We start from the raw sequence: 22,725 nt of genomic DNA, 5'->3' as shown, positions 1-22,725 counted from the left end.
CGGCATGCCAATATCGGGCGCTCGGGTAGGCGAGCGACGCTGCGTGACTGGCGAGCTGACCCGGATTCAATCTGCGAAGACGCCAACCGATGCCGCCGATGTCGACCATGCTTTCAGCGAAGCGCTGGCCTCGAACGGCCCCGCGCTGGTCGAGATCGCGGTCGACGACGCGACCGCGGACCTGTTCAGCCATCCGCGCTAGCGGATGCTTTTCTGCCGCTGGACCGCCGCGACGAGGCGACGGCAAATCGCAAGTAGAGCGCCAGCGCGAGCAGCGAAGTGGCGGCCATGACGGCTGCCATCGAGAGCGCCGTGCGCCCGTCGAAGAGCAGCGCGACCATGCCGCTGGCGATCGCGCCGGATGTCAGTTGAACGCAGCCGGCCGCAGCACTGACCGCGCCGGCGATATCGGGCAACGGCTGCATCGTCGCATTCATGAGGTTCGGCATGCTGAGCCCGAAGGCCAGCGCCACCGCGATCAGCAGCGCGGCGACGAAGGCAGGCGGGCTCCAGCCGGCGAGCGTCGTCACGAGCATCGTGCTCGCGGCAGCAGACAGCAGCACGAGACCGACCGTCAGCACGTTCGCCGGCGCGACGCCACGTCGGCCGAGCTGACTGTCGAGGAACGCGCCGCACATCACCGCTGCCGAGCAGGCACTGAAGATCATGCCGTACTGCCTCGGCTGCAAGCCGACCACGCCGATGAAGTAAAGCGAAGAGCCCGTGACATAGGCAAATACGGTGGAGCCGGCGGCCGCGCCGACCAGAATGAAGACGATCGAAACCGGATGCGTGACGATCCGCAGATAGTCATTGACGACCGCCGACGCCGCGAGGCGGCGGTCGGCACCGGTCCTGGCGCTCTTCCTGGCGCTTTCGCCCAGTCCCCACAGCACGGCGAATATCAGCACGACGCCAGCCGCAGCCTGACATGCATAGATCAGACGCCATCCGCCGACCGCGAGCAGCGCGGCACCCGCGCTCGGTGCGATCACGGTGACCACATTGATGGCGATCATGACGCTGGCGATCTTCGCGCGTCCGGACGCTTCGTCGAACAGATCGCGGATGATCGCGAAGGTCGTGGCCGTGCTCGCCGCGCCCACCCCCTGAACCGCGCGGCAGATCAGCAGCATCGGCAGCGACTGCGCCGCCGCGGAGGCGAGGCTTGCGAGCACGAACAGCGCGAGGCCGAACAGGACGACGGGCTTGCGTCCGACCCGGTCGGAGATTGGTCCGTAGAGGAGCGGTGCGATCGCAAGGCTCAGCATGAAGGCACTCATCGTCAGGCCGACATGCGACGGGCTCGCGCCCAGCGCTGCACCGGTCGCGGCGAGCGCTGGAAGGTTGATATCGATGCCGGAATAGGGCACGGCCGCGAGGAAGCCGAGCAGAACCGTAAAGGCGGCGGAGGCGGGCTGGATCTTCATGGCCGTTCGCATGCGATGGAGTGTGGGAAGGAGGGGAGGGGACGATCCCCTCCTTCCCGCAGGCGGAGGTCGGGAGGTCAGGTGACGTCAGCGCGCGTCAGCTCACCTGGCGATGCGCGGACCTCCGGCCTGTCTCGATCGCGCCGGCCTGCCGCGTCTCGTCGTCGTCATCGGCGGCGATGCGCTTGATGATCCGCAGCACGGCCGACCGGGTGCCGATGCTGGTGAACTCGTCGGCCATGCGCGAGGCACGCATGCGATAGGCGGGACGATCGAGCACCGTGCGTACCGCCTCGCGCAGCGCTTCGGACGTCGGCTCGTTGGTGGCGAGGTTGATGCCGACGCCGGACCACGCCACCCGCGCATTGACGTCGGCCTTGTCCTCCGTCATGCCCGCCGTGACCAGCGGAATGCCGAAGCTCATGGCCTGGTTGACGCTGCCATAGCCGCCGTTGGTGACGAGCACGTCGACGCGCGGCAGCAGCCATTCGAACGGCAGATAGCTGGCGATCCGTGCATTGGACGGGATGGGGCCGGGGATGGCGTCAACCGGGCGGCCGCCAGCGGTCACGACCATCAGCACGTCGGGCTCGTTCGCCAGCGCTTTCAACGTCGGGACGATCAGCAGGCCGAAATTATGATTGGCCACCGTGCCCTGGGTCACCAGCACCACCTTGCGCGAACCGTCGAGCTCGTCCGCCCATGGCGGCAAGGGGACCTGGTCGCGGATGATCGGCGGCGTGCCGACGAAATGGACCGTGGAGGGAAACCTGCGCGGAAACTCGAAGCTCGGCACTGACAACTGCATATAGGCATCGGCGAGCTCGATGACGGAATGGAAGAGCGGCCGCGTCACCGGCCGGACGCCGAAGGGCTTCAACACCCTGTTCAGGCTGCGCAGCACGGGCAAATCGACATTGGCGTCGTACTCGTCGCCAATGACGGCGTATTGCCGGCGCTGCTCCTCGGTCGTCGCAGGCGGCAAGCCGAGAAAATTTGGCGCGCCGTCGTCGCGCGCCCAGTGCAGGAACGACGTCCCGCACAGCACGATCGGCGGCCGCGCCTCCCGCGAGCCGAGCAGCATCGGCAGCACGCCGAAGAACATGTCGTCGCCGACGATGATGTCGGCCTGGAAGTGCTCCAGCGACTCGTAGAGACCCTGGTTCTGCGCCGGGATGGCGTCGACGAAGATGCGTTCGCAGGCGAGGCGCAGCCATTCCGGCCCCGGCGCGATGGTCTTCAACTCCGGGACTACCGAGAGAATGTCGCGCAAATCGAAGTCGGCGCCCTTGGGAAGGCCAAAGAATCTCGCGCCGCTGGCCTCGACGCGGGCGCGAAACACCGTCCCTGTCAGGAACGCGATCTCGTGGCCGTCGGCGATGAGGATGTTGGCGATCGCCAGCATCGGATTGAGATGGCCGGTCGCAGGCGTCGAAGCGAAGAGAACTTTCATGTGGTCGATCCTCTGATTGTCGAACGGCAGTCTGGTGCCGCTCGATGAGCAGAGGAGAGATGTCGGGATCGCCGTTACCGGAAAACTTCGTGGCGGACGGGAAATGGTTACGGCAGCAACGGAGCGTGGCTTTGTAGCGATGCGGGCGGCTCGGAGAGCCGTGCCATGTTACAAATGTAACCGTCACCGGCTGCTCTGAAACGAAGCTGTAATTCGGCGTGCGATCTGGAAAATTCGCATCGCGTCGTGGAGGCGACGCGTTCGCTAAAGTAGTAAAGGGCTGGGATCACAAGTCTTCACGTCTAGGAGATTCCGCGGAATGCGACGGAAAAATGACCTAGTTCGCGGTAAGGTTTGCGAACGTTATTGTTCGTCGCTGGTACATATCTAGATACGCCGTCGGCAAATGATCGTTCGTTTCGAACGGTAGAAATAGCCGCCGGCAGATCGCGTGCCTTATTTTCCGCTTTAGCCGGAGCAGTCCATTGCCTGTCCAGACCCTGACATTGCGCGGCAAGCGGGATTGGCCTGAGACAGGCTCCTGGGGCAAGTTTGAGAGATCGAATATGTTGGCAGACGTCGGCCATATCATCGTCGTCGATGACGACCCTACCCTACGGCAGATGGTGATCAAATATCTGGAAGAGCACAACGTCCCGAGCAGGGCCGCATCCACCCGGGCCGAGCTGCATCGACATCTGGAAGGAGCGCAGCCCAGCCTCATCATTCTCGATCTGCGGCTGGGGCAGGACGACGGCCTCGACATGCTCAGGGAAATCCGTGCGCAGTCCGACGTGCCGGTCATTATCACGACCGGCCACCGTCCAGACGAAATCGACCGTATCGTCGGTCTCGAGCTCGGCGCCGACGACTACATCATCAAGCCATTCAGCCTGAGGGAGCTGCTGGCACGGGTCCGCGCCGTGTTGCGCCGTCAGGAGATGGGACGGGTCGCGCGCGCCCGCGATCCGGAACGCGGCGGCTATCGCTTCAACGGCTGGAAGCTCGAACGCCGTGGCCGCAGGCTGCTGGACGCAAACAATGAGCAGGTTCCCCTGAGCAAGGGCGAATACGCGCTGCTGCTGGCCTTTCTCGAAGCGCCGCAGCGCCCGCTGACCCGCGAGCATCTGCTCCAGGCGACCCGCATCCACGAGGACATCTTTGATCGGAGCATCGATGTTCAGGTGCTGCGGCTGCGGCGCAAGCTCGAGACCGATCCGAGCGCGCCGCGCATCATCCAGACCGAGCGCGGTGTTGGTTACGTCTTCACGCTTCCGGTAGAACCGTTCTAATCGCGGCGCGAACGGCGGCGCCAGGCTGCGTCTGTAACTCTTTTCCCCGTGACGGTGACGGTGACGTAACAGGGCAGCTTCAAGGTTACTCCTGCAAACATCGCGCAGGAGAATCTTCCCATGCCGGACCAGCAGCTCTCTTCAAACGTGAACCGGATCGTTCAATCGCCCCATCGGCAGATCGGCGGCATTGCGCAGCTTGATCTGTCGGATGATCGGGGCAGCAAGCACGTTCGCGCCAAGGTGCCAGATATGTCGAACTACAGGGCGCCGTCGGCTGCGGCGCCCTTCGTGGAGATGGATCGTCAGGCGACCACCTGGCTGTCGACGGCGATAGCGTTCTGCATGGAAGGCTTTGCCGTCTACGGCGCGGCGCTGCATCCGAGCGCGGCTTTCTCGGTCGATGAGGAGTCGGTTTCTGCAAATGCGCACCAGGCTCAGCGCGCTGGCAATCGCCATCCCGCTGTGGCGCACGAGCTGCTCGTCTCTCAACATTTGAATAGTTCTAACTTCATTGCGCCTTTGCCTGCTGCGTGGAGCGAGCAATGCCCGCGCGAGCACGGAGACTGGCTGGCCCGGTTCGGCGAGCAGGTCGTGGCCTTGTGGACGTACTGGCGCAGGGAACACGAGATCAGACGGGCCGTCAGGGCGCTGGCGGAATACGACGACCGGACCTTGCGGGATATCGGTATCCAGGGCCGGGCGGACATCGAGCGAATGGTGAGGTACTGCCGTGATTGCTGATGCGATTTTCTGCGCGATCGCGGGATTGGACTACTACCACGTGGTCGTCCTGGCCCTCATCGCGCGCGGCCTTGAGGCCGGACGGATACCGTTCGGCTGGACGAGACAGTTCGTCGATGCGGCGGCGAGAGACGACTGCATCGATCAAGAAGACTTGAAGGTTGCAGGCGGATTCGGCGGGAACCATGGATTGCTGAAATGTATGACAACACCTACCTGACGGGCAGTGTTCGGATTTGCCCAGAATCGATTGTTGCGTAAATTGATCCGGCGGCGAGCTCTCGTCGCGATTTGTGTGCTGGTCCTCAGCGGCCTTCAGCCTTCTCCGGCGCCGCCGCAGGTGGCGCCATCGGTAGCGCCCGCCGGGCGCGGCATGGACGAGCCGATTACGCCGATGCCGCCGGCTCCGACGCTCGATCCGCGCAAGGTCAGGCTCGGTGAGCGCTTGTTCAGCGACAAGCGCCTGTCGCGCGACAATTCGAGAAGCTGCCTGTCGTGCCACAACATCAACACCAACGGCGCCAGTACGAAGCCGCACGATGTCGATCTGAGCGGTGCGAAGCTGCCGCTCAACACGTTGACCGTCTTCAACGCGACGCACAATTTTCGTTTCAGCTGGGAAGGAAAATATCGCAACGTCGGCGCAGACGTCGCGGCCTCGCTCGTCAATCCGCGGATCATGGGCAGCGATCTCGACACGATCGCGCAGAAGCTCGACCTGGATCCCGCGATGCGCGCCGGCTTCTTTGCCGCCTATGGTATCGGTCCGGACGGCGACAACATCGTTGATGCCATTGTGAATTTTGAAAAGACGCTGGTGACGCCCGGCAGCAGGTTCGATCGCTGGCTCGAAGGCGATAGCTCCGCGTTGAGCTCCGAGGAATTGGAAGGATACCGCGAGTTCAAATCCTTGGGCTGCGTCTCGTGCCATCAGGGCGTCAATATCGGCGGAAATCTGTTTCAGCGTCACGGCATATTTCATCCGTTGGCCTCGCCGGATCCAGCCATCCTGCGCGTGCCGAGCCTGCGCAATGTCGCGACGACCCCGCCTTACTTTCACGACGGCAGCGCACCGACGCTCGACGACGCGGTTCGCAGGATGGGACAGGCCCAATTGAACGCAACCCTGACTGATCCTCAAGTGAAGGCGATCGTCGCCTTTCTCCACACTCTGACCGGACAATATCGCGGTGCGCAGGTCGGAGGCGACCCATGAAGATCGCCCCCGCAATGGTCGGCGTGGCGTTCCTGCTCGCGCTGTTGACCTGGCTTCTGCTCAACGGCCTCAACCTGAATTCGGACCGCTATGATCGGCAAACGCAGGCGCTTTCCGACTTCACCCGGTTCGAGCGCGGTATCAGCCGCGAAGTGCTGACGTCACGGGCCGGCCTGTCACGCAGTTACGACGGCCTTGTCGCGATGGTGGACGCCTACGACGCCGCGCTGGTACGGCTTCGCGAGGCTGCCGGCACGGACAAGGAGCAGCTCGCCGCGATCGACGTGCTGTCTGCACGCGCTACGCGGCAAGAGGAATTGATCGAGCAGTTCAAGAGCAAGAACGCGCTGCTTCGCAACTCCTTCACTTATTTCAGCCTGTTCAGCGCCCGCCTGTCGTCGTCGGACGACCGGCCGCTGGTGGCGGACGTCTCGGCGCTGTCCGCTGCGATGCTGCAGCTGACGCTCGATACGTCTGACGTGACCGCGGCCGAGTTGCAGTCCCGGCTCGACCATCTCGCGCGCTTGCAGATTGCGTCCGAGGACAACGAGTTGCTGCACGCGGCCGTCGCGCACGGCCAGCTTCTGCACGACGTGCTTCCGGACGTCGATGCCATCCTGAAGGCGTTGGTCGCCGAGGCCAGCAACCGCGAACAGGATGCCGTTCATGCGCTGATCGTCAAGCGCCAGATGTCCGCCCGGGCGGCGGCGCGCAAGAACCGCTTGCTGCAATATGTCACGTCGCTGCTGCTGCTGGGCGCGCTCGTATATTTCGGCCTGCTGTTGCGGGCCCGGGCCAAGGCCCTGCGCCGTCGTGCCGCCTTCGAGCACGTGATCGCCAATATCTCGATGCGCTTCATCGAGTCGCATCGTGATGCGCTGCGCAGCCATGTGGAGAGCGCGCTCGAGGAGCTTGCAGGCTTCATCGGTGCGGACAGGGCTTATTTCGCATGGTCGGCGGCCACGACGGACAACATCTACCGGTGGGCCCGCGAAGGTGTTCGCTTCGATGCGACCTGGCCGAGCCGGGCCCTCGACCTTGCCAAGCGGTTCGATGATCGCGAGGAAGCAATCGTCTACATTCCCAAGGTCCGGCCATCGCATCCCGACGATCTGGCGAACCTGCTTGGCGAAGCCGGAATTCGCGGCTGGCTGTGCATCAAGACCCAATCGGGGCATGAACACGTGGCCATTCTTGGCTTCGATGCGGTGCAGGCGCCGGCGCTGAGCAAATGGGCCGAATTTGCGCTCTTCCGCACCGCGTTCGACGCGATCCGCAACGCCGTGGGCCGCGTGATTCTCGAGCAGGAGAAGGAGAGGCTGCAGGCGAGCCTGCAACAGGCGCGGAGGATGGAGACGATCGGCACCTTCGCCAGCGGTATCGCCCACAACTTCAACAATATCGTCGGGGCGATCCTCGGCTATGTCGAGATCGCCGACACCGGCATCAAGTCGGGAAGCCGCTCCGCGGCGAGCCTCGCCGAGATTCGGCGCGCCGGCGAACGGGCGCGCGAGCTCGTTGGCCAGATCCTGAGCTTCGGCCGCCGCAGCCAGGGACGACAGGAGCGCATCTGCATCAGCACGCTGGTGGCGGAGACCGAGGCGCTGCTCGCCGCATCGTTGCCTGCGCATGTGAAGCTCGTAGTCAGCCAGCGTGCCGAAGGCATCACCGTCTCGGGTGAGCCCGCGCAATTGCAGCAGGTCATCCTCAATCTCTGCAACAACGCCGCACAGGCGATGGAAGAACCCGGCGTCATTGATCTGCAGATCGCCGAACGCGACATCATGCATCCCTTGTCGATCGGGCGAACCGAATTGCGGCGTGGCCGCTTCGCCGTGATCTCGGTCTCCGATCCGGGGCCGGGGATGGACGAGGCGACGCTGGAGCAGGTGTTCGAGCCATTCTTCACGACGCGCTCGGAAGGTAACGGTCTCGGGCTTGCGACGGTCCGGGAGATCGTCGAGCAGCACGGCGGCGCCGTGGTCGTGCAGAGCACGCTTGGCGCCGGAACGCGCTTCGACATCTGGCTGCCGTGCGGATCCCCGGATGAGCCGATCTCGCTGCAGCACGCGCCGTCGCTCGCGCTTCGTGGCGCCGGGGAAACCGTTCTGGTGCTCGAAGCGGACCGCAAGCGGCTGCTGCGCAATGAGGAAATTCTCGCCGCGCTCGGCTACGAGCCGGTTGGATTCTCGCGGCTGGACGACGCCGAGGCGGCCTGCCGCGCCGCGCGTACGCGTTTCGACGTGGCGCTGGTGTGCCACGTGCCGGGAGGCTCTTCGCTCGATCTTGCCTATCTGCTCCATGATGCGGCGCCGTCCCTGCCGATCATTCTCGCAAGCCCCTCGGTGCATCATTTCGCGGCGCCCTTGCTGGCGACCGCGGGCGTGACCGAGCTCGTCCATCATCCGCTGATGTCGGCCGAGCTCGCCGCGGCATTGTCGCGATGCCTCGCGGCATCGGCCGCCGGCAAGCGAGCCAAGCGGATTGCCTCCGCAGGCGAGTTGCACCGGTAACGCGATATCGCAGGCGGGAAGCCGTCATGTAGCTCGTTCGTCCTATCCCTGGCGTCAGGTTGCCCGTTTCCCGGGGCGCCCCAATCCGACCGCGATAGGAGAATGATGATGTCCAACCGATGTGGTCTGACCGTCGTTGCCGCCTTGCTTCTGTTCGGCTCCTCGCTCGAAGGCGCAGATGCCGAAGGCACGTCAGGCACTGTTATCCGCAGGATCGCTTCCGTCGACGATGTCGCATCGGCCGAGCGATTGCGGGTGCCGATAGGCCACCGGCAGCCGCGCCTGCGTGACATTCCGCCGAGCGCGGGACCGTCGGCGGCCGAGGCCGAGCTGCGACGCCTCGACACGGAGGTCGACAGGAAGCTGATCATCTGCCGTGGCTGCTGAAGGCATCAGGCTGCGCCGCCGCCGGCAACGGGCTGGCGGCGGTTCAGCAGGCGGTCGAAGGACTGGTTCGCGCAGGCGCGACGGCCGATGGAAATTTGCTGGCGAGGGCGCGGGTCTTGGGTTGAACGCGCGATCCGTCGATCACCTCGAGCCGGCCGCAGCGGTTCAGCGTGTGCAGTTTCCTGCCGGGCCAGGCCGGGCCCGGCTTGAGAGCGTGGCGGACAACCTGCTTGTAGGATGTCGGCGACAGTTCGACGATCTCCGCGAGGGCCAGCGCTGCGCCATATCCATGGGCGCAGTCCTGCACCGGCCGCCACAACTTGCCATCGATGGTGACGAAATTGCCCGCCGGTCGCGTGCTTGCGCGATCGATCAGGACCGGGTTGCTGGCATGGGGCCGCCAGGGTCCGTGCAGGTGGTCGGCGTAATAGATCGCCAGCGAGTCCGAATAGCCGCCGCTTCCGTCGCGCCAGGCGCCGAACAGATAATTCAGGCCGTTGTGCCGCGTGATCGTCGCGTCCGCGAGCTCGAGGCCCGACAGCAGCGTCGCGTGTCGCTCCCATTTGTCCGGAAACCGGACGCATTTGTAGAGCGCGACGTCGCCGTGAAGCGAGCTCTCCGGGATCATCCACAGCTCGCCATCGTCCTCGATCAGGAACGGATAGGAGAGGTGCCAGGGCTCCTCCAGCACCGGCACGACCTCGCCGATCGGTCCGCTGTCGCCGAACTCGATCGCCGAGATGATGCCTTTTCCGACGCGGTGATCGAGGTCCTCGAAGAAGACGAAGGTTCGTCCGCGCCAGGTGATCGGGAAGGGATCGGCGTAGAAATGGTTTCCGGGATCGCCGAGCACGTTCCAGCGCGGCCCGGAGAGATCTCCAGTCTGCCAGACGCCAGCGCCGTCATTGAAGCGCCATCCGACATGCCAATGCGGCGCATAGCAGCACAGGCGATAGATCTCCTTGGCGATCGATACCGCAAGGCCGCGCAACACATAGGCCACCGGCTGCCGGCCGTTGCCATCAGGGGCGGGACGCGCCAGCTGCGGCACGATGCGCGGCCGTCCCGACAGGATCGCCGCCACCATGGTCAGCGTTCGCGCCATGACCGTTTCGAGCCCGCCGCTCAGGCCGGCCGCGATCTCCGCGGACGGATGGCCGCGATCGAGCACGGCGCCGTCGACCTCGTTGACAATCTCGATGACAGGCAGATCGCCGGCGAGGATGGCGGCGAGTGCGGCGTTCTCGCCGGCGGTGCCATTGAACAGGGGGCGGAGATACAGCCTTGCCGTACAGCTCGGATCCCGCGCCGCGCCCGTGAAATCGACGATCACGTCGGCCGTGCCGGTGCCGGCCTGCGTTCGTTCCGGAGTGATCTTCAACCTGCTGGCGCCGCCGAGCTTGCCCTTGTGCAGCACCATGCGCTCGAGCTCAAACAGCGCATCAAGGCCTGCGGGCCGCGACTGTGCCGTTGCGGTCCATGCGATCCGGACCGGAACGCTGCGGCCGTCGATCGACAGCGTCTCGCGATCCATCCACTGCCGCGCATGGTCACGTTCACAGCGAAACTCGATGATCATGTCGAGCCCATCTCTTCCAATGCCCGGTCAGATGACCTGGCCGAGAATTCGAACGTATTCCTCCACCATCGCATCGACCGAATAGCGCGACTTCAGGCCCCTGCCGTTTTGTCGCAGCTCGTCACTCAATGCCTGGTCATTCAGAAGTTGGGAGACGGCGGCCGACAGCTGCGCATGATCGGCGGCGTCGACGAACAGGGCCGTCGGCTTGCCTTCGAAGCAGAGCACCTCACGCAGCACGGGAAGATCGGTTACGACGGAGGGAACACCGGCGTTCGCGGCCTCGACCGCGGCAAGGCCGAAGGTCTCGGCCTGGGTCGGAAATACGAAGACGTCGAGACAGGCGAGGAACTCTGCCATCCGGCGCGGGGGGATTTCGCCGAGCAGATGCAATCTGTCCGATACTTTCAGCTCATCCGCGAGCTGCCTCAGCCGCGCCTCGTCGGCGCCCTGGCCGGCGAGGGCAAGGTGCCAGGATGGCTGATCGGGCAGGAGGCGGATCGCCGCATCGAGCCGCTTGTGCGGGTGCAGCCGCGCGGCGCAGCCGAGCAGGATGCGGTCCGGCGGCAGATCGAATTTCTGCCGCGCAGCCTGCTTCGACAAAGTGAGCGCCTTGTCGTCGAAGCCGTGCGGAACATGCACCATGCGGGAGCGGTAGGCGGCAGGGTAGCGCGAATATTCGCGCTCCATGTCCTTCGAGTTGAGCGTGATGCAGTCGAAGAAGCCGAGGCTGCCCATGGCGATGTCGGCGGTGCGGACCGGCCAGCTCATCGACAGCGCGGATGAGACCTGATTGGCGACGACCGGTGCGCGGCTGACGAGGCGCGTCACGCCCGCGCCGATGACGTTGCCGAAATGCTGGAAGGTCAGGACGGCATCGGGCCGGACGGTCCTGATATGGCGGCCGAACGTCCACAGCATGCGCAGCAGCGCCAGCGGATTGCCGGGGCGGCGCGAGGCGCAATAGAGCGTATCGGGCGGCTCGTCGAACGAATCCGACTTGCGGAAGAAGAACAGATTGGTGACGCGGTAGCCACGCGCGGTCAGCCCGGCACCGAGCAGCCTCGAGATCTCCTGCGCACCCGCGTTCTCGGCCTGCGTCTGCACGAGAAGTACACGCGGCTTTGCTCCGCCACCGTCCGGCATCGCCAGCGCTGCCGCGGTCGACGGCAGCCTCGGTGCCTCGCCCAGTTCTGTGCCTGGCTGGTAATGGAGCACGGATCCCGACCCGCTAATGAAATCTTCACCTTCTTAACTCCGTACCTACCATGCGGGCATCGGCCAGACACCGACTAGCAACAAACGGAGTTAATGCGCGCGCTGCCGGAAGCACATCATTCACAGGAGAATTCCGCTTCCTGCCGGGTGGAATGGCGCGAGCGTGTTAACCAATTGGTCATGCTCGCGCGGGGCCGGGTAACCGCGGATTAACCATAGATATTTACGTTGGGGGCAGGCCACTGAACCAGTGTTTGCCAGTTGAATCCGAGTAAATTCCATGACGTTCGGTCGCCGCGCAGACCCGACCAGTTCCGGATCGACCGCCGCGTCGTGGCAGGGCCGGAATTCATCGAACGGTGAGGGGCGCGGAGCCGCCGCGCGCGGTATGCTCACGACCGCCGGCGCGCTGTCCTTCATCCGGGACAACGGTCGCCGCATCCTGACGCTCGCGCTCGCGATCTTCGCGCTCGGCGTCGTCGTCCTGCTCGTGATTCCGGTGCGATATGCCGCGACCGCGCTAGTCGTCGTCGATCCCCGCGAGCAGCGCGTGACCACGGAGCAGGACGTCCTGCCGGGCATCGGACAGGACAGCGCCGCGCTGCAAAGCCTGGTCGAAGTCGCCAAGTCCGATGGCTTTCTCAAGCCGCTGCTCGAGCAGCTGAAGATTCGCGACGACGAGGACATTTCCGGGGGACACACCGACCCCGCGCGCCTGCTCGAGCGCTTCCGCAACCGTCTCGATATTTCCCGCCGCGGGCTGACCTATGTCATCGCCTTCCGCTTCACCTCGAACCGGCCGGACCGCGCGGCCTATTACGCCAATGCCATCGCCGAGGCATTCGTCGCGAGCCAAAAAAGCATCCGCACCGAGGCGACCGACGAGGCGGCCGACTGGCTGAGCAGCCGGCTCAAGACGCTGAACGACCGGTTGAAGACATCGGAGGACGCGGTTGCCGCCTTCAAGCTCGAGCACAGGATCGTCAACGCCGGCAAGGACTCGACGACGCAGCAGCTGCGCGTGACCGAGCTGTCGCAGCAGGTTGCCGCCGCGCGCGCGCGGACGGAAGAGGCCAAGGCCCGCTTTGAGCAGGCACAGCGCGACCTCAAGGGCAATGTCGAAAGCCCCGTGAAGCAGGATCTGCTGAGTGCGCTACGGGCCCAGCGCTCGGCGCTCAACGATCAGATTGCGCAGAAGCGGGCCGTGTTCGGTGATCGCCATCCCGACCTCGTGATGTCCTACAGTCAGCTGAACGATCTCAACAGGCAGATCGAGGTGGAGCGGGCCAAGGGCATCGACACCGCAAAGTCGGAATATGAAGCGCAGCGCGATCAGCAGAAGGCCCTGGAAAGCCAGATGAAGGCCGCTGAATCGCAGCTGCTGGTCGATGGTCAGGCGCTGGTGAAGCTCCAGGAGCTGCAGCGCGACGCCGAAGCCAACAGGAACATCTACGAGCAGTTCCTCTCGCGCTCCAAGACCACGAACGAGCAGCGCCTGTTGCAGAGCTCGCAGACCAAGATCGCGTCGTCCGCCGTTCCGCCACTGCGCTCGACGCTTCCGCCGCTGCCCTTGCTGCTGGCCGCACTCGCGATCGGCTCGCTGCTGACATCGACGGCCGTCGTTGCCGCAACGGCACGCGGCTCGGACAAACCCGTTCCGGACGTTCGCGCGCGCGAGGTCGAACCGGCTGAGCGCCAGCCGGGCGCATGGGCACGACCGCCGGTGTGGGCCCGCGTTCCCGAGCTGATGTCGGGCGAAGGGCCCCGAAACGTCTGGCAAGGTCCGCTGTCCGCAACCGCCGAGCTCGACCTCGGTCCCTATCTCCGGCCGCTGCTCGAGCGGCTGGAAAAGTCACCGGGACCACGGGGTAAGGTCGCTCTCGTGATGTCGGTCGGCAAGCGCGCCGGCGGCAACACCGTCGCGCGCTCGCTGAACCGGTGGGCGGTGAGCCGCGGGAAGCTGGGCGTCCTGATCCGGGTCGAGCCGGATCTCGGCGGTGCGCGTCCTGCCAACGCCAAAGCGCCGGCCGACGGCATGACCACCACGGCGGATGTCCGCAGCGTCGACGAGCTTCTCGGCGCGGGCAAGCAGCCCAATGCGACGTCCGCGGACGATATTCGCTCCGAGTTCGATCTGATCGTCGTTCACGCGACGTCGCTGGCGTTGCAGCCGGAGGCGGCGGCGCTGGCCGCGCATGCCGATCTCGTCATCCTGGTCGCGCGCGAAGACGCGGTCGATTCAGCGGCCATGCGCAGGGCGACGGCTGCGCTCTCCCGGTTCGGCGGGGTGCCCACTGGCATCGTCGTCAATCACGTGCCCGCCGATCCGTCGGCGCAGCGCCGGGGCGAAGTGCTGGGTCTGGCCGGCTGAACCTGCGCCTATTCGGCGGAGTCCATTCCGCGGACTGCGTAATTACCCCGCTTCGATGCAGAGAAGCGCAGCAATCCGAGAATTGAAGGATCGACCCCGGTCCGCCGGCGGCAGAGGATGTTGAGGGCGATGGTCGCGAGCGCCAGCGACACGGTCGCCGAGATCGCAGCGCCAAGCACGCCGAACCAGGGAATGAGAATGAGAAATCCGACCAGCCGCAGCGCCACGTTCGCGGCGACGACAGGGACATACTCGCGCTCATAGCCGGTCAGTTGCAAGATCGCGGCGGATGGACCGCCCGCCGCCTGGAACGCCGTTCCGATCGCAAGCACGATCAGGACCCAGTGCTGTGCGGCGAAATGAGGTCCGAACAGGTTGAGCAGATAGGGGCCGCCGATCCAGATCAACAGCAGTCCGCTGATCACGCAGAGCGCGGTCACTTCCGCCATCAGCTGCAAGGTCCGCTCGAACTCCTGGTGGTTCTTGCTGAAGTACAGTGAGGGCAGACGGCGCGCACCGAAGCTGTACAGCGCGGCCGAGAGCATGGCGAAGATGTTGGCGAGGCGCGAGGCGGCAAAGTAGATGCCGGCGGTCGCCGGATCCAGCATCCAGTAGACCAGGATGACGTCGAAATACTGGTTGGCGGCTTCGAGGATGGACGCGACCCAGAAATGAAGCGCGCTCGATCTCCAGCGCGACGTCTCGGAGCGCGCCGCGGTGCCGCGGAAATCCGGCAGTGCGCGCGCGATCGCGACGACCTGCGCGCCGAGGCCGATCGACATCGCGATCGTCATCACGACGATCAATTCGGCGGGATCGAGCTGACGATGACCGGTCAGGACGGCGATCAGAAACAGGACGACGCTGACCCGCCAGAAGAACTCGCGGTTGCCTTCTCCCATGAGGATGCTGACCAGGGACCGCGCGATCTGGCTGCCGAGCATCAATCCCGCATTCACGGCCGTGTAGGCCGACACTGCGAGGATCAGCAGCCACCAATCGCCGCGCAGGCTCGCCACGATCGCGATTGCGCCGATCGCGATCAGCATCGCGGCGGAGGAGATCCTCAGGCTCGATAGCAGCACGCCCTTGGTGAGGTCGGGCTGATTTGCCACCCGATACTCGTTGAGGAATCGCACAAGCAGCGACTCCTGGCCGACCAGTCCCACCACCGATGCCATCTGCGCCACCGACAGCCAGGTCGCGAAGATGCCGAACCCGTCGGGCGACATCGTCCGCGCCGCCAGCGAGAACAACGCAAACGCCAGCGCGCCGCTACCAACCTTGAGCAGGATGGTCCCGGCAACACCACGCGTCACGTCGCGCCGCATGAACTGGACGATGGATTTGATCATGGAAGTTGAGGAGCAACTCTCCCCTGAAGAGACGTGGTTCGATATCGGAGATAGCCTAGCATGCCGAAAAACCGCGAGTGTTAATGGGAGACCTTCAGGATATTGCCGCCCATGACGATGTCGCGATGACGCCGGCTGCGTCACCGTGAAACACAGCCGTCCCGACTGTCCCGTTAGCGCAAAGCCCTGACCCGACCGAAATGGCGGCATAGCGCCGCATCGGCGGCCATGACGACAAGATCGGCCGTTTGAATGCGGAAATGGTTGCCGGAAAGGGCCGCCGTTCAGGCCGAGTCCGGGATTTGCCTGACATCCCGAGCAAAGCGCGTGCCGCGATGTCATGGAGCTGGATCAGTCCGCCAGTTCATTAACCTCGATCGGCAGAAATGATCGCGTTTGATCCCGCGATGCGACATCAGGCGAGAGAATTGCACGAGAGAACTGCAAATGGGACCACCGTTAACCGTGGGAGCCTGAACCATGACGGCGGATCAAAGCGTGACCGAGCCGGTCGCAGCAACCGGGGCTGCGACGATGGTCGACGTCGCGATCGTCGGCGGCGGCCTTGCGGGATCGCTCGCCGCGGCGGTGCTCGCGCGGGCAGGGCATCGCGTCACCCTCATCGACAAGCGCGCGGTCTATCCCGACGAATTCCGCGTCGAGAAGATCGGCGGCCCGCAGCTGGAGATGTTCCGGAAGCTGGGCTTCATCCGCGGCCTCGAGAGCGTCGCGTGTCCATATGACCGCGTGCTCAACATCAGGGAAGGCAAGCTGGTTGATGTCAGCGTCGGCCAGGCTTACGGGCTTCCGTATGCGGATCTCGTCGCGATGGCGCGCGGCCAGATCCCCGATGCGTCCAGCCTGATCGTCGACGAGGTCACCGCTATCAGCTGCAGCGACGACGTCCAGCAGCTCGAGCTCGCCTCCGGTCGGCGCCTGAAGGCACGCCTCGTCGTTCTGGCGACGGGCATGGCTGGTGCTCTCGGCTACAAGCTCGGCATCAAGCGGCGCGTGCTGGCCGCGGGCCACTCGGTCTCGTTCGGCTTCACGATTGCCCGGCGCGATGGCGCGCCGTTCGATTTCAACGCGCTGACCTGTTACGGCGAGCGCACCGCCGACGGCGTCGATTATCTCAGCCTGTTTCCGGTGCAGGCCGGCATGCGGGCCAATCTCTTCATGTTCCGCGACCCGGCCGATCCTGTCATGCGCGATCTGCGCCGCGACACCGAAGCGACGCTGCTGCGCCTGTTGCCGGGATTGCGGCCCTATCTCGGCGATTTCCACGTGACGGACCGCGTCCAGAATTGGGTGATGGACCTGTCCGTCGTCGAAGGACACCTCCAGGACGGCGTCGTGCTCATCGGCGATGCGTTCCAGACCAACTGTCCTGCGGCCGGCACCGGCGTTGCCCGCCTGCTGGTCGACGTCGAGCGTCTTTGCACCGAATACGCGCCGCGCTGGCTCATGACCGAGGGCATGGGCAAGGCGAAGATATCGGAGTTCTATTCCGATCGCGACAAGATTGCGGCGGACCAGCAATCGCTGAAGATGGCACACTTCCGCCAGGCGCTGACGTCCCGCAACGATATCGGCTGGGACGTGCGGCGGCGGCTGCATTTCCTGCGGCGCAGCCTCACCCATCGGGTCGATCAAATGCGCCCGGGCTGGCTCGCGCAGGTCCGAAGCGCGCTGCGCGCCTGAGTGCTGCGGTGCTCGGCGCCCGCTCGTGTCAGCGCGTGGGCGTCGAGGTACGGGTCGGCAAGAGCCTGAACTCCGACATCCGCTTGGCGGCCAGCTTGAGCCAGGGGGCCTGCTTCAGCGCGAACAGGGATATGGCGCCCGCGGTGCTGCCGGCCTGCGTGACCGTCCACATCGGCGAGGGCTGCCCGCCGAACAATTTCTTGTACGGCTCGTCACCGATGGTGAAGTCGAGCATCTGATCGCCGCGCTCGATGCAATCCCGTGCCACCTGCTCGAACATCAGCGCGCCCAGGGACTGGCTCTTGTATCCGGCGATGTCGAACGCGCTCATGATGACCATGAAGCTGTCCTGGTGGTGCAATCCGAGCACGGCGGCGATCACCTCGCCATCCATCTTCATGGCATAAAGCCGAACAAAGGAGCCGAGACCGCGAAGCGCCACGTCGGAATAGAAGGCGTAATATTCGGGGCGCTGGAGCAGGTCTCCGTCGCCCTGCGACTGAAAGCGCGGACCGCGAAACTTTCGCATCACGTCCAGTGCCTCGCCGACGGAGGCGCTGTCGTTGCAGCATGCGAAGCTCAGGGCGCCCTTCTTCTGGAGCTGGCGAGATTTCTTTGCGAGCTCCTTTTGATAGGAGCGATCCAGCGCGCTGGCCCGCCATTGTTCGAACGGCGCGACGAGAACGGCCGCGTAGGCATTGGTCTCCATCGACACGCGGCGAGGCGCAGCCAGAAGATTTTCGATCGGAAGCCGTCCGTCGGGAATTTTGGTCATCCGGAGCAGATCGAACGGACGGACGAGGTACCTGATCTCGGCACATGCACTCTCGTCCGCAAGCAACTGCGAAAATACCTCGGGGCTGCAAACCGGCGCGAGATAGTCGGAGACGCGGAGATCGGCGAACTCGACGGTCCGGATCGGTCCACGCCGGACCCGCAGCATGGGCAGCACCATCGCAAGCGCGCCCGTTGCGCGATGGCGCGCCACGACGATCAGAGGGGTTGCGCCCGCATGCGGCGCAAGCCCGGTGTAGAGGCTATGCAGCCAGAGCGGATGCTGGAACGCGGTGGCGGCCGAGCCGTCGAACAGCTCTGCGTATTCCGGCGACAGGAAGTCGAACGCCGGCTCGATGGCGATATCGAAGTTGGTGCTGGGCCTGTTCATGCGCAACCGGGAAAAACCAGGTAAATCGGGGCTGTCGATCGAGCCGGACCTGCGCTTTATAGCAAGGTCGTTACGGGCGAGACACTGGAGGCCTGTAATTTGCATTAATGCGGCGGGCAGGGTTGGTATCGTTACCAAACCCTTAAGTCGCCGGGCCGAGCGGATGCGGAGATCGCGGCGCGCTAGCGGATTGTTAACCGCGCTTTAGGAAAGTCGTCTCATGGCCAGCCTGCAGACCGAGGTGGATTCCGAGACACTCGATAGCGCGTTCTGGAAGACGCGCAGCGCCAGCGTCGAGAAGCTCGCGAGGATCGCCATCCTCAGTTCGATCACCGTCAACGTGATCGCATCGATGGGCAATTTCAACACCGCGCTGCTGCCGGAGCAGCTGAGCAATCTGCAGCAGGCGGTGGCGATCCTGATGTGGGCCGTGCTCATCTACGCGAGTGCCTTCGTGCGCCCGCGTCTGCGGTTGCAGCTCAATCCCGATTTGATCGTTCTGGTCGCATTCTACACCCTCGCCGTCGTCTCCGTGTCGTGGTCCAGCCTGAACGCCGCGGCATTCATGAAGAGTGCGGCGATGGCGATGACGACATTCGGTGCGTTCTGTCTGATCACGCGTATCGACATCGACGAGATTGTGGGGGCCACGGTGCTCGGGCTCTTCATATCGGTCGCCGCGTCCGCCTTCTTCGCGATTGCGGTGCCCGATATCGGGATCGATCACACCTGGATGCACGAGGGCCAATGGCAGGGCGTCTATGAATCCAAGCAGACACTCGGCTTCGTCGGCGCCTACCTGATGTTCTTTTCCTGCTATCGGAAGATGACGGGGCAGGGCTGGATCTCGTTCCTCGTCGTGTTCCTGCTCGCGTCAACCTGCGTGCTCGCGTCGGAATCGCGGGGCGCCGGTGCCGTTGCTCTCGCCGCCTGCGCATTGCTCCTGACCTCGATGTGGTCGGTCCGCTGCATGAGGATCTATGCGGTGCTGCCGGTCGTCATGTGCATGATGGCTGCTCTCCTGATCCTCTACTTCTATGTCACGGGCTACGACGCCATCCGTATCGGCGATGCGAGCATCGATTTCACCGAGCGGACCTTCATCTGGCAGTATGCCATCAGCCACCTCGACAATGCGCCGCTGCTCGGATTCGGCATCAACGGCTTCTGGACCATCCCGTCGGTCTACGACTATTTCGAGCAGAACCACGGCTGGGTCCTGGACAATTATCACAGCGGCTACATCGCAATACTGCTCGAAACGGGATTTCTGGGATATGCGCTCTTTGCCGCGAGCGTCTTCCTGTTCTCGAACAAGATACTCCATCTGATTTCCACGCAATCGATCGACCGGTCGCACTGCGCCCTGATCATCGGATTTGTCGTCCTCAGCTTTCAGTCCAATTTCACCGAGACGATGTTCCTTCGTTCGACGATGTTCACGTCGGTGCTCCTCCTGGCGTTCTTTTTCGCCACATGCAGGCCGGTGCCGCAGACGGACTTTTAAGTCCTCACCCAAGGGAAGCAAGATGACCGCCATCCGGGCTCGCTGGCCGAGAATTTCGTCTCTTGCAGCAAGAGCGTTTTGCCTCGCCTCGCTGCTGTGCCAGGCCTGTGCGGTCGGGCCCGCCGCTGCCGGCGATATGCCGCGACTGGGCCGTGGCATCAACATTCTCGGCTACGATGGAATCTGGGAAGGCGGTCAGAACGCGCCGTTCCGCCTGGACAATTTGACGGCGATCAAGAAGGCCGGCTTCTCGCACGTCAGAATCAATTTCTTCGGTTTCAAGTTCATGGGTCCCGGCAACGTGCTGGACGAGATCGTCCTGCGGCGGCTCGATGCCGTGATCGAAGAGGTTTTCGCGAGGGGCCTCATCCCCGTCCTCGACGAGCACGATACCCACGTTTGCCAGAGCGACGTTTCCGGATGCGCCGAGAAGCTCAGGGCGTTCTGGCGGCAGATCGCCGAGCGCTATGCCGGAAAATATCCAGGACTCGTGTTCGAGGTCTTGAACGAGCCCGGTGGGCAAATGACGTCGGCGAGCTGGAACACGCTCCTCAACGAATGCCTCGGCATCATCCGCCGCACCAATCCCGAGCGGCAAGTGGTTGCCGCCGTTCTCAACGTCGACGAGATTCCAGTCGACGAGCTGGCGCTGCCGGCCGACGACGGGAATATCATCGTCACGTTTCACTACTACGCGCCGATACGGTTCACCCATCAGGGCGCGCCGTGGTCCCGGACGTTTTCGCGGATCGGGCCGCTCGATTGGGGCAGCCCGGACGACGAAGCCAAGGCTGCCGCCGATTTCAACAAGATGAAGCTTTGGGCGGAGAAGGAGAAACGCCCGGTCTATCTCGGCGAGTTCGGCGTGTACGAGCGGGCGCCGTCCGACAGCCGCGTGAGATACCTGTCGTTCATGGCGAGGAGCGCCGAGAAGCTCGGCTGGGCCTGGGCCTATTGGCAGTTCGACCACGACTTCGCAGCCTTCGACAGTGTCCGTCAGGCCTGGAGGCCGGACATCCTGCGTGCCTTGACTCCGCCGCCGCGTTGACGCGGGCAGGCCTGACGGGCAGCTCCTGAACGAACGGCGGGATATCACCTTGATCTGGATCAAGCTTGCCGCGGCGGGCAGGGCACTACTGTTTGCACGCGTGTGCCCGCCCCGAGCGACAGGCTTCGACCTTGAAGAAACCGCGCCAGCTTGTATTTCCGGACGTGATCCAGCTTGTGATCCGGCTCGGATTGCTGGCTCTCCTGATTATCTGGACCTTCCTCATCATCAAGCCGTTCGTGCCGATCCTGACCTGGAGCGCGGTGCTCGCGGTGGCGTTCTATCCGGCGTTCAGCTGGCTCGCCAGATGCCTCGGTGGCCGGCCCCGCACCGCGGCCGCTTTGCTGACGCTCGTGACGCTCGGCATCGTGATCGGTCCGGCGGCCTGGCTCGGATTCGGTGCCGTCGAAGCAATCAAGGATATCGCAGGGCAGATCGGCAGCGGCGAACTCAGGCTTCACGCCGCGCCCGAGCAGATCAAGGGCTGGCCGCTGGTCGGCCCGCAGCTCTATGAGTTCTGGAATCTGGCCTCCACCAACATCCGCACGGTGCTGCGTGAGGTGGCGCCATATCTGAAGCCGCTTGCGGGAATGATGCTGTCGTTTGCCGGCAATACCGGCATTGGCATGCTCGAGTTCCTGCTCTCGGTGTTCGTCGCCGGACTGCTGCTTCCGTTCGGGCCGCAGCTCGTTGCCGCCATCAGGGGCTTCCTCGTCCGCGTCGTGCCGGAGCAGAGCGAGCATTTTCTGGAACTCGCAGGCGCGACCATCCGCGCGGTAGCGCAGGGCGTGATTGGCGTGGCCATCGTGCAGGCGTTCTTCGCCGGGATCGGCTTCAAGCTTGCAGGCCTTTCGATCGCGGGCCTGCTCGCGGTGATCGTCCTCCTGCTGTCGATCGTGCAGATCGGCGCCTTCCTCGTGCTCTTCCCCGTCGTCATCTGGATCTGGACGGACAAGGACGTGACCACGGCCCTGCTTCTGACGCTCTATCTCGTCGTCGTCGGTCTGCTCGACAACATCCTGAAACCGCTGGTGATGGGGCGGGGGCTGACCACGCCGACGCTCGTCATCCTGATCGGCGTGATCGGGGGAACGCTGAGCCACGGGATCCTCGGCCTCTTCATCGGTCCGATCATCCTGTCGGTGGCCTGGGAGCTCGCGGCGGCCTGGATCCGCGTCGAGCGCACCGCGCCGGTCGAGATCGACAGGGCTATGGTTGACGCGGCGGAGATGGCTTCGCAGGCGGGCCGCGAGTTGAGGACTGGTCGATCGCAATGATGCTGCAGATCCTGGTCGGCACCCTGGTCAGCGTCATCAATATCGGACTTCATGCGCTGGTCACGGTCGCCGCGGTCGCGATCGCCCGCCGCGCGTTGCTGCCTCATACCGAACGACCGCGATTGCGTCTGATGGGTGTGATGATGGCGACCGCCGTGGTCCTGGAGATCGCGCACACGCTGGAAGTCCTGGTGTGGGCCGCGACCTACGGCATCGTCCACGCCGCCGCGGCCGGCAGCGATCTGCTCTATTTCGCGTTCGTCAACTACACCACGCTCGGTTATGGCGACATCACGCCGGTGCAGGAATGGCGGCTCATCGGACCGTTGACGGCCATGAACGGTGTGCTGCTGTTCGGCTGGTCCGCGGCCATCCTGTTCGAGGTCTTGCTCAAGACGCTCGAGCATCTCGGTCTGACCGAAACGTCCGGCGCAGATTCACCGCGGAACTGATGCGGCCGGCGCCGCGG

The 22,725-nt window shown here is 64.4% G+C and carries 19 protein-coding genes; 13 read left to right on the top strand and 6 right to left on the bottom strand.

Features of this window, described 5'->3' with window-relative positions; all coding sequences use genetic code 11:
* The first annotated feature begins 43 nt into the window (after positions 1–43).
* Complete coding sequence (locus tag BRAGE_RS49080; RefSeq protein WP_156950870.1) at positions 44–202, top strand: hypothetical protein; 159 nt, start codon at positions 44–46, stop codon at positions 200–202.
* Here the strand turns inward: BRAGE_RS49080 and BRAGE_RS49075 are convergent.
* Together BRAGE_RS49075 and BRAGE_RS0122045 are read right to left on the bottom strand one after the other, a co-directional pair.
* Positions 186–1,430 (bottom strand): MFS transporter, encoded by a 1,245-nt coding sequence (locus BRAGE_RS49075; protein WP_051377981.1) that lies wholly within the window; start codon positions 1,428–1,430, stop codon positions 186–188. The two genes, BRAGE_RS49080 and BRAGE_RS49075, sit on opposite strands and share 17 nt — an antisense overlap.
* Before the next feature lie 97 nt (positions 1,431–1,527).
* Positions 1,528–2,883: a glycosyltransferase gene (locus BRAGE_RS0122045; protein ID WP_027559011.1), complete on the bottom strand. Its 1,356-nt coding sequence runs from the start codon at positions 2,881–2,883 to the stop codon at positions 1,528–1,530.
* A 566-nt stretch (positions 2,884–3,449) separates the two neighbouring features.
* On the opposite strand from BRAGE_RS0122045, the gene BRAGE_RS0122040 reads away from it, so the two are divergent.
* The 6 genes from BRAGE_RS0122040 to BRAGE_RS49070 all read left to right on the top strand — a co-directional run bounded on the left by BRAGE_RS0122040 (position 3,450) and on the right by BRAGE_RS49070 (position 9,035).
* On the top strand, positions 3,450–4,175 hold the full coding sequence (locus BRAGE_RS0122040) for a response regulator (protein WP_027559012.1): 726 nt from the start codon (positions 3,450–3,452) through the stop codon (positions 4,173–4,175).
* Positions 4,176–4,295: 120 nt separating this feature from the next.
* Positions 4,296–4,919, top strand: a complete 624-nt coding sequence (locus tag BRAGE_RS0122035) for a DUF1127 domain-containing protein (protein WP_027559013.1) — start codon at positions 4,296–4,298, stop codon at positions 4,917–4,919.
* The gene (locus BRAGE_RS0122030; protein ID WP_027559014.1) at positions 4,909–5,139 is read left to right on the top strand and encodes a hypothetical protein; all 231 of its coding nucleotides are present in this window, start codon (positions 4,909–4,911) and stop codon (positions 5,137–5,139) included. The genes BRAGE_RS0122035 and BRAGE_RS0122030 overlap by 11 nt, the downstream gene beginning before the upstream one ends.
* A 153-nt stretch (positions 5,140–5,292) precedes the next feature.
* Positions 5,293–6,135 carry a cytochrome-c peroxidase gene (locus tag BRAGE_RS0122025; RefSeq protein WP_231164318.1) on the top strand — a complete coding sequence of 281 codons (843 nt, stop codon included), beginning with the start codon at positions 5,293–5,295 and terminating at the stop codon, positions 6,133–6,135.
* Positions 6,132–8,648, top strand: coding sequence for a two-component system VirA-like sensor kinase (locus BRAGE_RS0122020; RefSeq protein ID WP_027559016.1), 2,517 nt, complete (start codon positions 6,132–6,134; stop codon positions 8,646–8,648). Before BRAGE_RS0122025 ends, BRAGE_RS0122020 begins: the two co-directional genes overlap by 4 nt.
* Before the next feature lie 108 nt (positions 8,649–8,756).
* Positions 8,757–9,035, top strand: coding sequence for a hypothetical protein (locus BRAGE_RS49070; RefSeq protein ID WP_141262976.1), 279 nt, complete (start codon positions 8,757–8,759; stop codon positions 9,033–9,035).
* A gap of 43 nt (positions 9,036–9,078) precedes the next feature.
* On the opposite strand, the gene BRAGE_RS0122005 is transcribed toward BRAGE_RS49070, so the two are convergent.
* Positions 9,079–10,614: a glucosamine inositolphosphorylceramide transferase family protein gene (locus tag BRAGE_RS0122005; RefSeq protein WP_027559017.1), complete on the bottom strand. Its 1,536-nt coding sequence runs from the start codon at positions 10,612–10,614 to the stop codon at positions 9,079–9,081.
* Between the two features lie 27 nt (positions 10,615–10,641).
* On the bottom strand, positions 10,642–11,832 hold the full coding sequence (locus BRAGE_RS0122000) for a glycosyltransferase family 4 protein (protein ID WP_027559018.1): 1,191 nt from the start codon (positions 11,830–11,832) through the stop codon (positions 10,642–10,644).
* 280 nt (positions 11,833–12,112) lie between these two features.
* On the opposite strand from BRAGE_RS0122000, the gene BRAGE_RS0121995 reads away from it, so the two are divergent.
* Positions 12,113–14,203 carry a GumC family protein gene (locus tag BRAGE_RS0121995; RefSeq protein ID WP_027559019.1) on the top strand — a complete coding sequence of 697 codons (2,091 nt, stop codon included), beginning with the start codon at positions 12,113–12,115 and terminating at the stop codon, positions 14,201–14,203.
* Between the two features lie 8 nt (positions 14,204–14,211).
* Here BRAGE_RS0121995 and BRAGE_RS0121990 read toward each other — a convergent pair whose 3' ends face one another.
* Entirely contained in the window at positions 14,212–15,558 is a 1,347-nt protein-coding gene (locus BRAGE_RS0121990; protein WP_027559020.1) for a lipopolysaccharide biosynthesis protein, read from the bottom strand.
* Positions 15,559–16,038: 480 nt separating this feature from the next.
* Between BRAGE_RS0121990 and BRAGE_RS0121985 the strand changes: the two genes are divergently transcribed.
* Entirely contained in the window at positions 16,039–17,259 is a 1,221-nt protein-coding gene (locus BRAGE_RS0121985; RefSeq protein ID WP_027559021.1) for an FAD-dependent oxidoreductase, read from the top strand.
* Positions 17,260–17,287: 28 nt separating this feature from the next.
* Here BRAGE_RS0121985 and BRAGE_RS0121980 read toward each other — a convergent pair whose 3' ends face one another.
* Positions 17,288–18,424, bottom strand: a complete 1,137-nt coding sequence (locus tag BRAGE_RS0121980; protein WP_027559022.1) for a GNAT family N-acetyltransferase — start codon at positions 18,422–18,424, stop codon at positions 17,288–17,290.
* Positions 18,425–18,644: 220 nt separating this feature from the next.
* Here BRAGE_RS0121980 and BRAGE_RS0121975 point away from each other — a divergent pair, with 220 nt between their 5' ends.
* The 4 genes from BRAGE_RS0121975 (at position 18,645) to BRAGE_RS0121960 (ending at position 22,708) form a co-directional block, all read left to right on the top strand.
* A complete protein-coding gene (locus tag BRAGE_RS0121975; protein WP_027559023.1) occupies positions 18,645–19,931 on the top strand; it encodes an O-antigen ligase family protein in 1,287 nt (428 codons plus the stop codon).
* A gap of 22 nt (positions 19,932–19,953) precedes the next feature.
* Positions 19,954–20,979 (top strand): glycoside hydrolase family 5 protein, encoded by a 1,026-nt coding sequence (locus BRAGE_RS0121970; protein ID WP_027559024.1) that lies wholly within the window; start codon positions 19,954–19,956, stop codon positions 20,977–20,979.
* Between the two features lie 131 nt (positions 20,980–21,110).
* Positions 21,111–22,256: an AI-2E family transporter gene (locus BRAGE_RS49065; protein ID WP_084334270.1), complete on the top strand. Its 1,146-nt coding sequence runs from the start codon at positions 21,111–21,113 to the stop codon at positions 22,254–22,256.
* Positions 22,253–22,708 (top strand): potassium channel family protein, encoded by a 456-nt coding sequence (locus BRAGE_RS0121960; protein ID WP_028146339.1) that lies wholly within the window; start codon positions 22,253–22,255, stop codon positions 22,706–22,708. The genes BRAGE_RS49065 and BRAGE_RS0121960 overlap by 4 nt, the downstream gene beginning before the upstream one ends.
* The last annotated feature ends 17 nt before the right edge of the window (positions 22,709–22,725 follow it).

The organism is Bradyrhizobium genosp. SA-4 str. CB756 (genome assembly GCF_000473125.1).
GTDB classification, from domain to species: Bacteria; Pseudomonadota; Alphaproteobacteria; order Rhizobiales; family Xanthobacteraceae; genus Bradyrhizobium; species Bradyrhizobium arachidis.
Note: the sequence above shows the minus strand (reverse complement) of the source record. Positions and strands in the feature narration are given on the sequence as shown.

Coding starts and splice junctions, on each gene's coding strand:
- BRAGE_RS49075 (WP_051377981.1), bottom strand. CDS start 1,430: ATGAAGATCCAGCCCGCCTCCGCCGCCTTTACGGTTCTGCTCGGCTTC.
- BRAGE_RS0122045 (WP_027559011.1), bottom strand. CDS start 2,883: ATGAAAGTTCTCTTCGCTTCGACGCCTGCGACCGGCCATCTCAATCCG.
- BRAGE_RS0122040 (WP_027559012.1), top strand. CDS start 3,450: ATGTTGGCAGACGTCGGCCATATCATCGTCGTCGATGACGACCCTACC.
- BRAGE_RS0122035 (WP_027559013.1), top strand. CDS start 4,296: ATGCCGGACCAGCAGCTCTCTTCAAACGTGAACCGGATCGTTCAATCG.
- BRAGE_RS0122025 (WP_231164318.1), top strand. CDS start 5,293: ATGGACGAGCCGATTACGCCGATGCCGCCGGCTCCGACGCTCGATCCG.
- BRAGE_RS0122020 (WP_027559016.1), top strand. CDS start 6,132: ATGAAGATCGCCCCCGCAATGGTCGGCGTGGCGTTCCTGCTCGCGCTG.
- BRAGE_RS49070 (WP_141262976.1), top strand. CDS start 8,757: ATGTCCAACCGATGTGGTCTGACCGTCGTTGCCGCCTTGCTTCTGTTC.
- BRAGE_RS0122005 (WP_027559017.1), bottom strand. CDS start 10,614: ATGATCATCGAGTTTCGCTGTGAACGTGACCATGCGCGGCAGTGGATG.
- BRAGE_RS0121995 (WP_027559019.1), top strand. CDS start 12,113: ATGACGTTCGGTCGCCGCGCAGACCCGACCAGTTCCGGATCGACCGCC.
- BRAGE_RS0121990 (WP_027559020.1), bottom strand. CDS start 15,558: ATGATCAAATCCATCGTCCAGTTCATGCGGCGCGACGTGACGCGTGGT.
- BRAGE_RS0121985 (WP_027559021.1), top strand. CDS start 16,039: ATGACGGCGGATCAAAGCGTGACCGAGCCGGTCGCAGCAACCGGGGCT.
- BRAGE_RS0121980 (WP_027559022.1), bottom strand. CDS start 18,424: ATGAACAGGCCCAGCACCAACTTCGATATCGCCATCGAGCCGGCGTTC.
- BRAGE_RS0121975 (WP_027559023.1), top strand. CDS start 18,645: ATGGCCAGCCTGCAGACCGAGGTGGATTCCGAGACACTCGATAGCGCG.
- BRAGE_RS0121970 (WP_027559024.1), top strand. CDS start 19,954: ATGACCGCCATCCGGGCTCGCTGGCCGAGAATTTCGTCTCTTGCAGCA.
- BRAGE_RS0121960 (WP_028146339.1), top strand. CDS start 22,253: ATGATGCTGCAGATCCTGGTCGGCACCCTGGTCAGCGTCATCAATATC.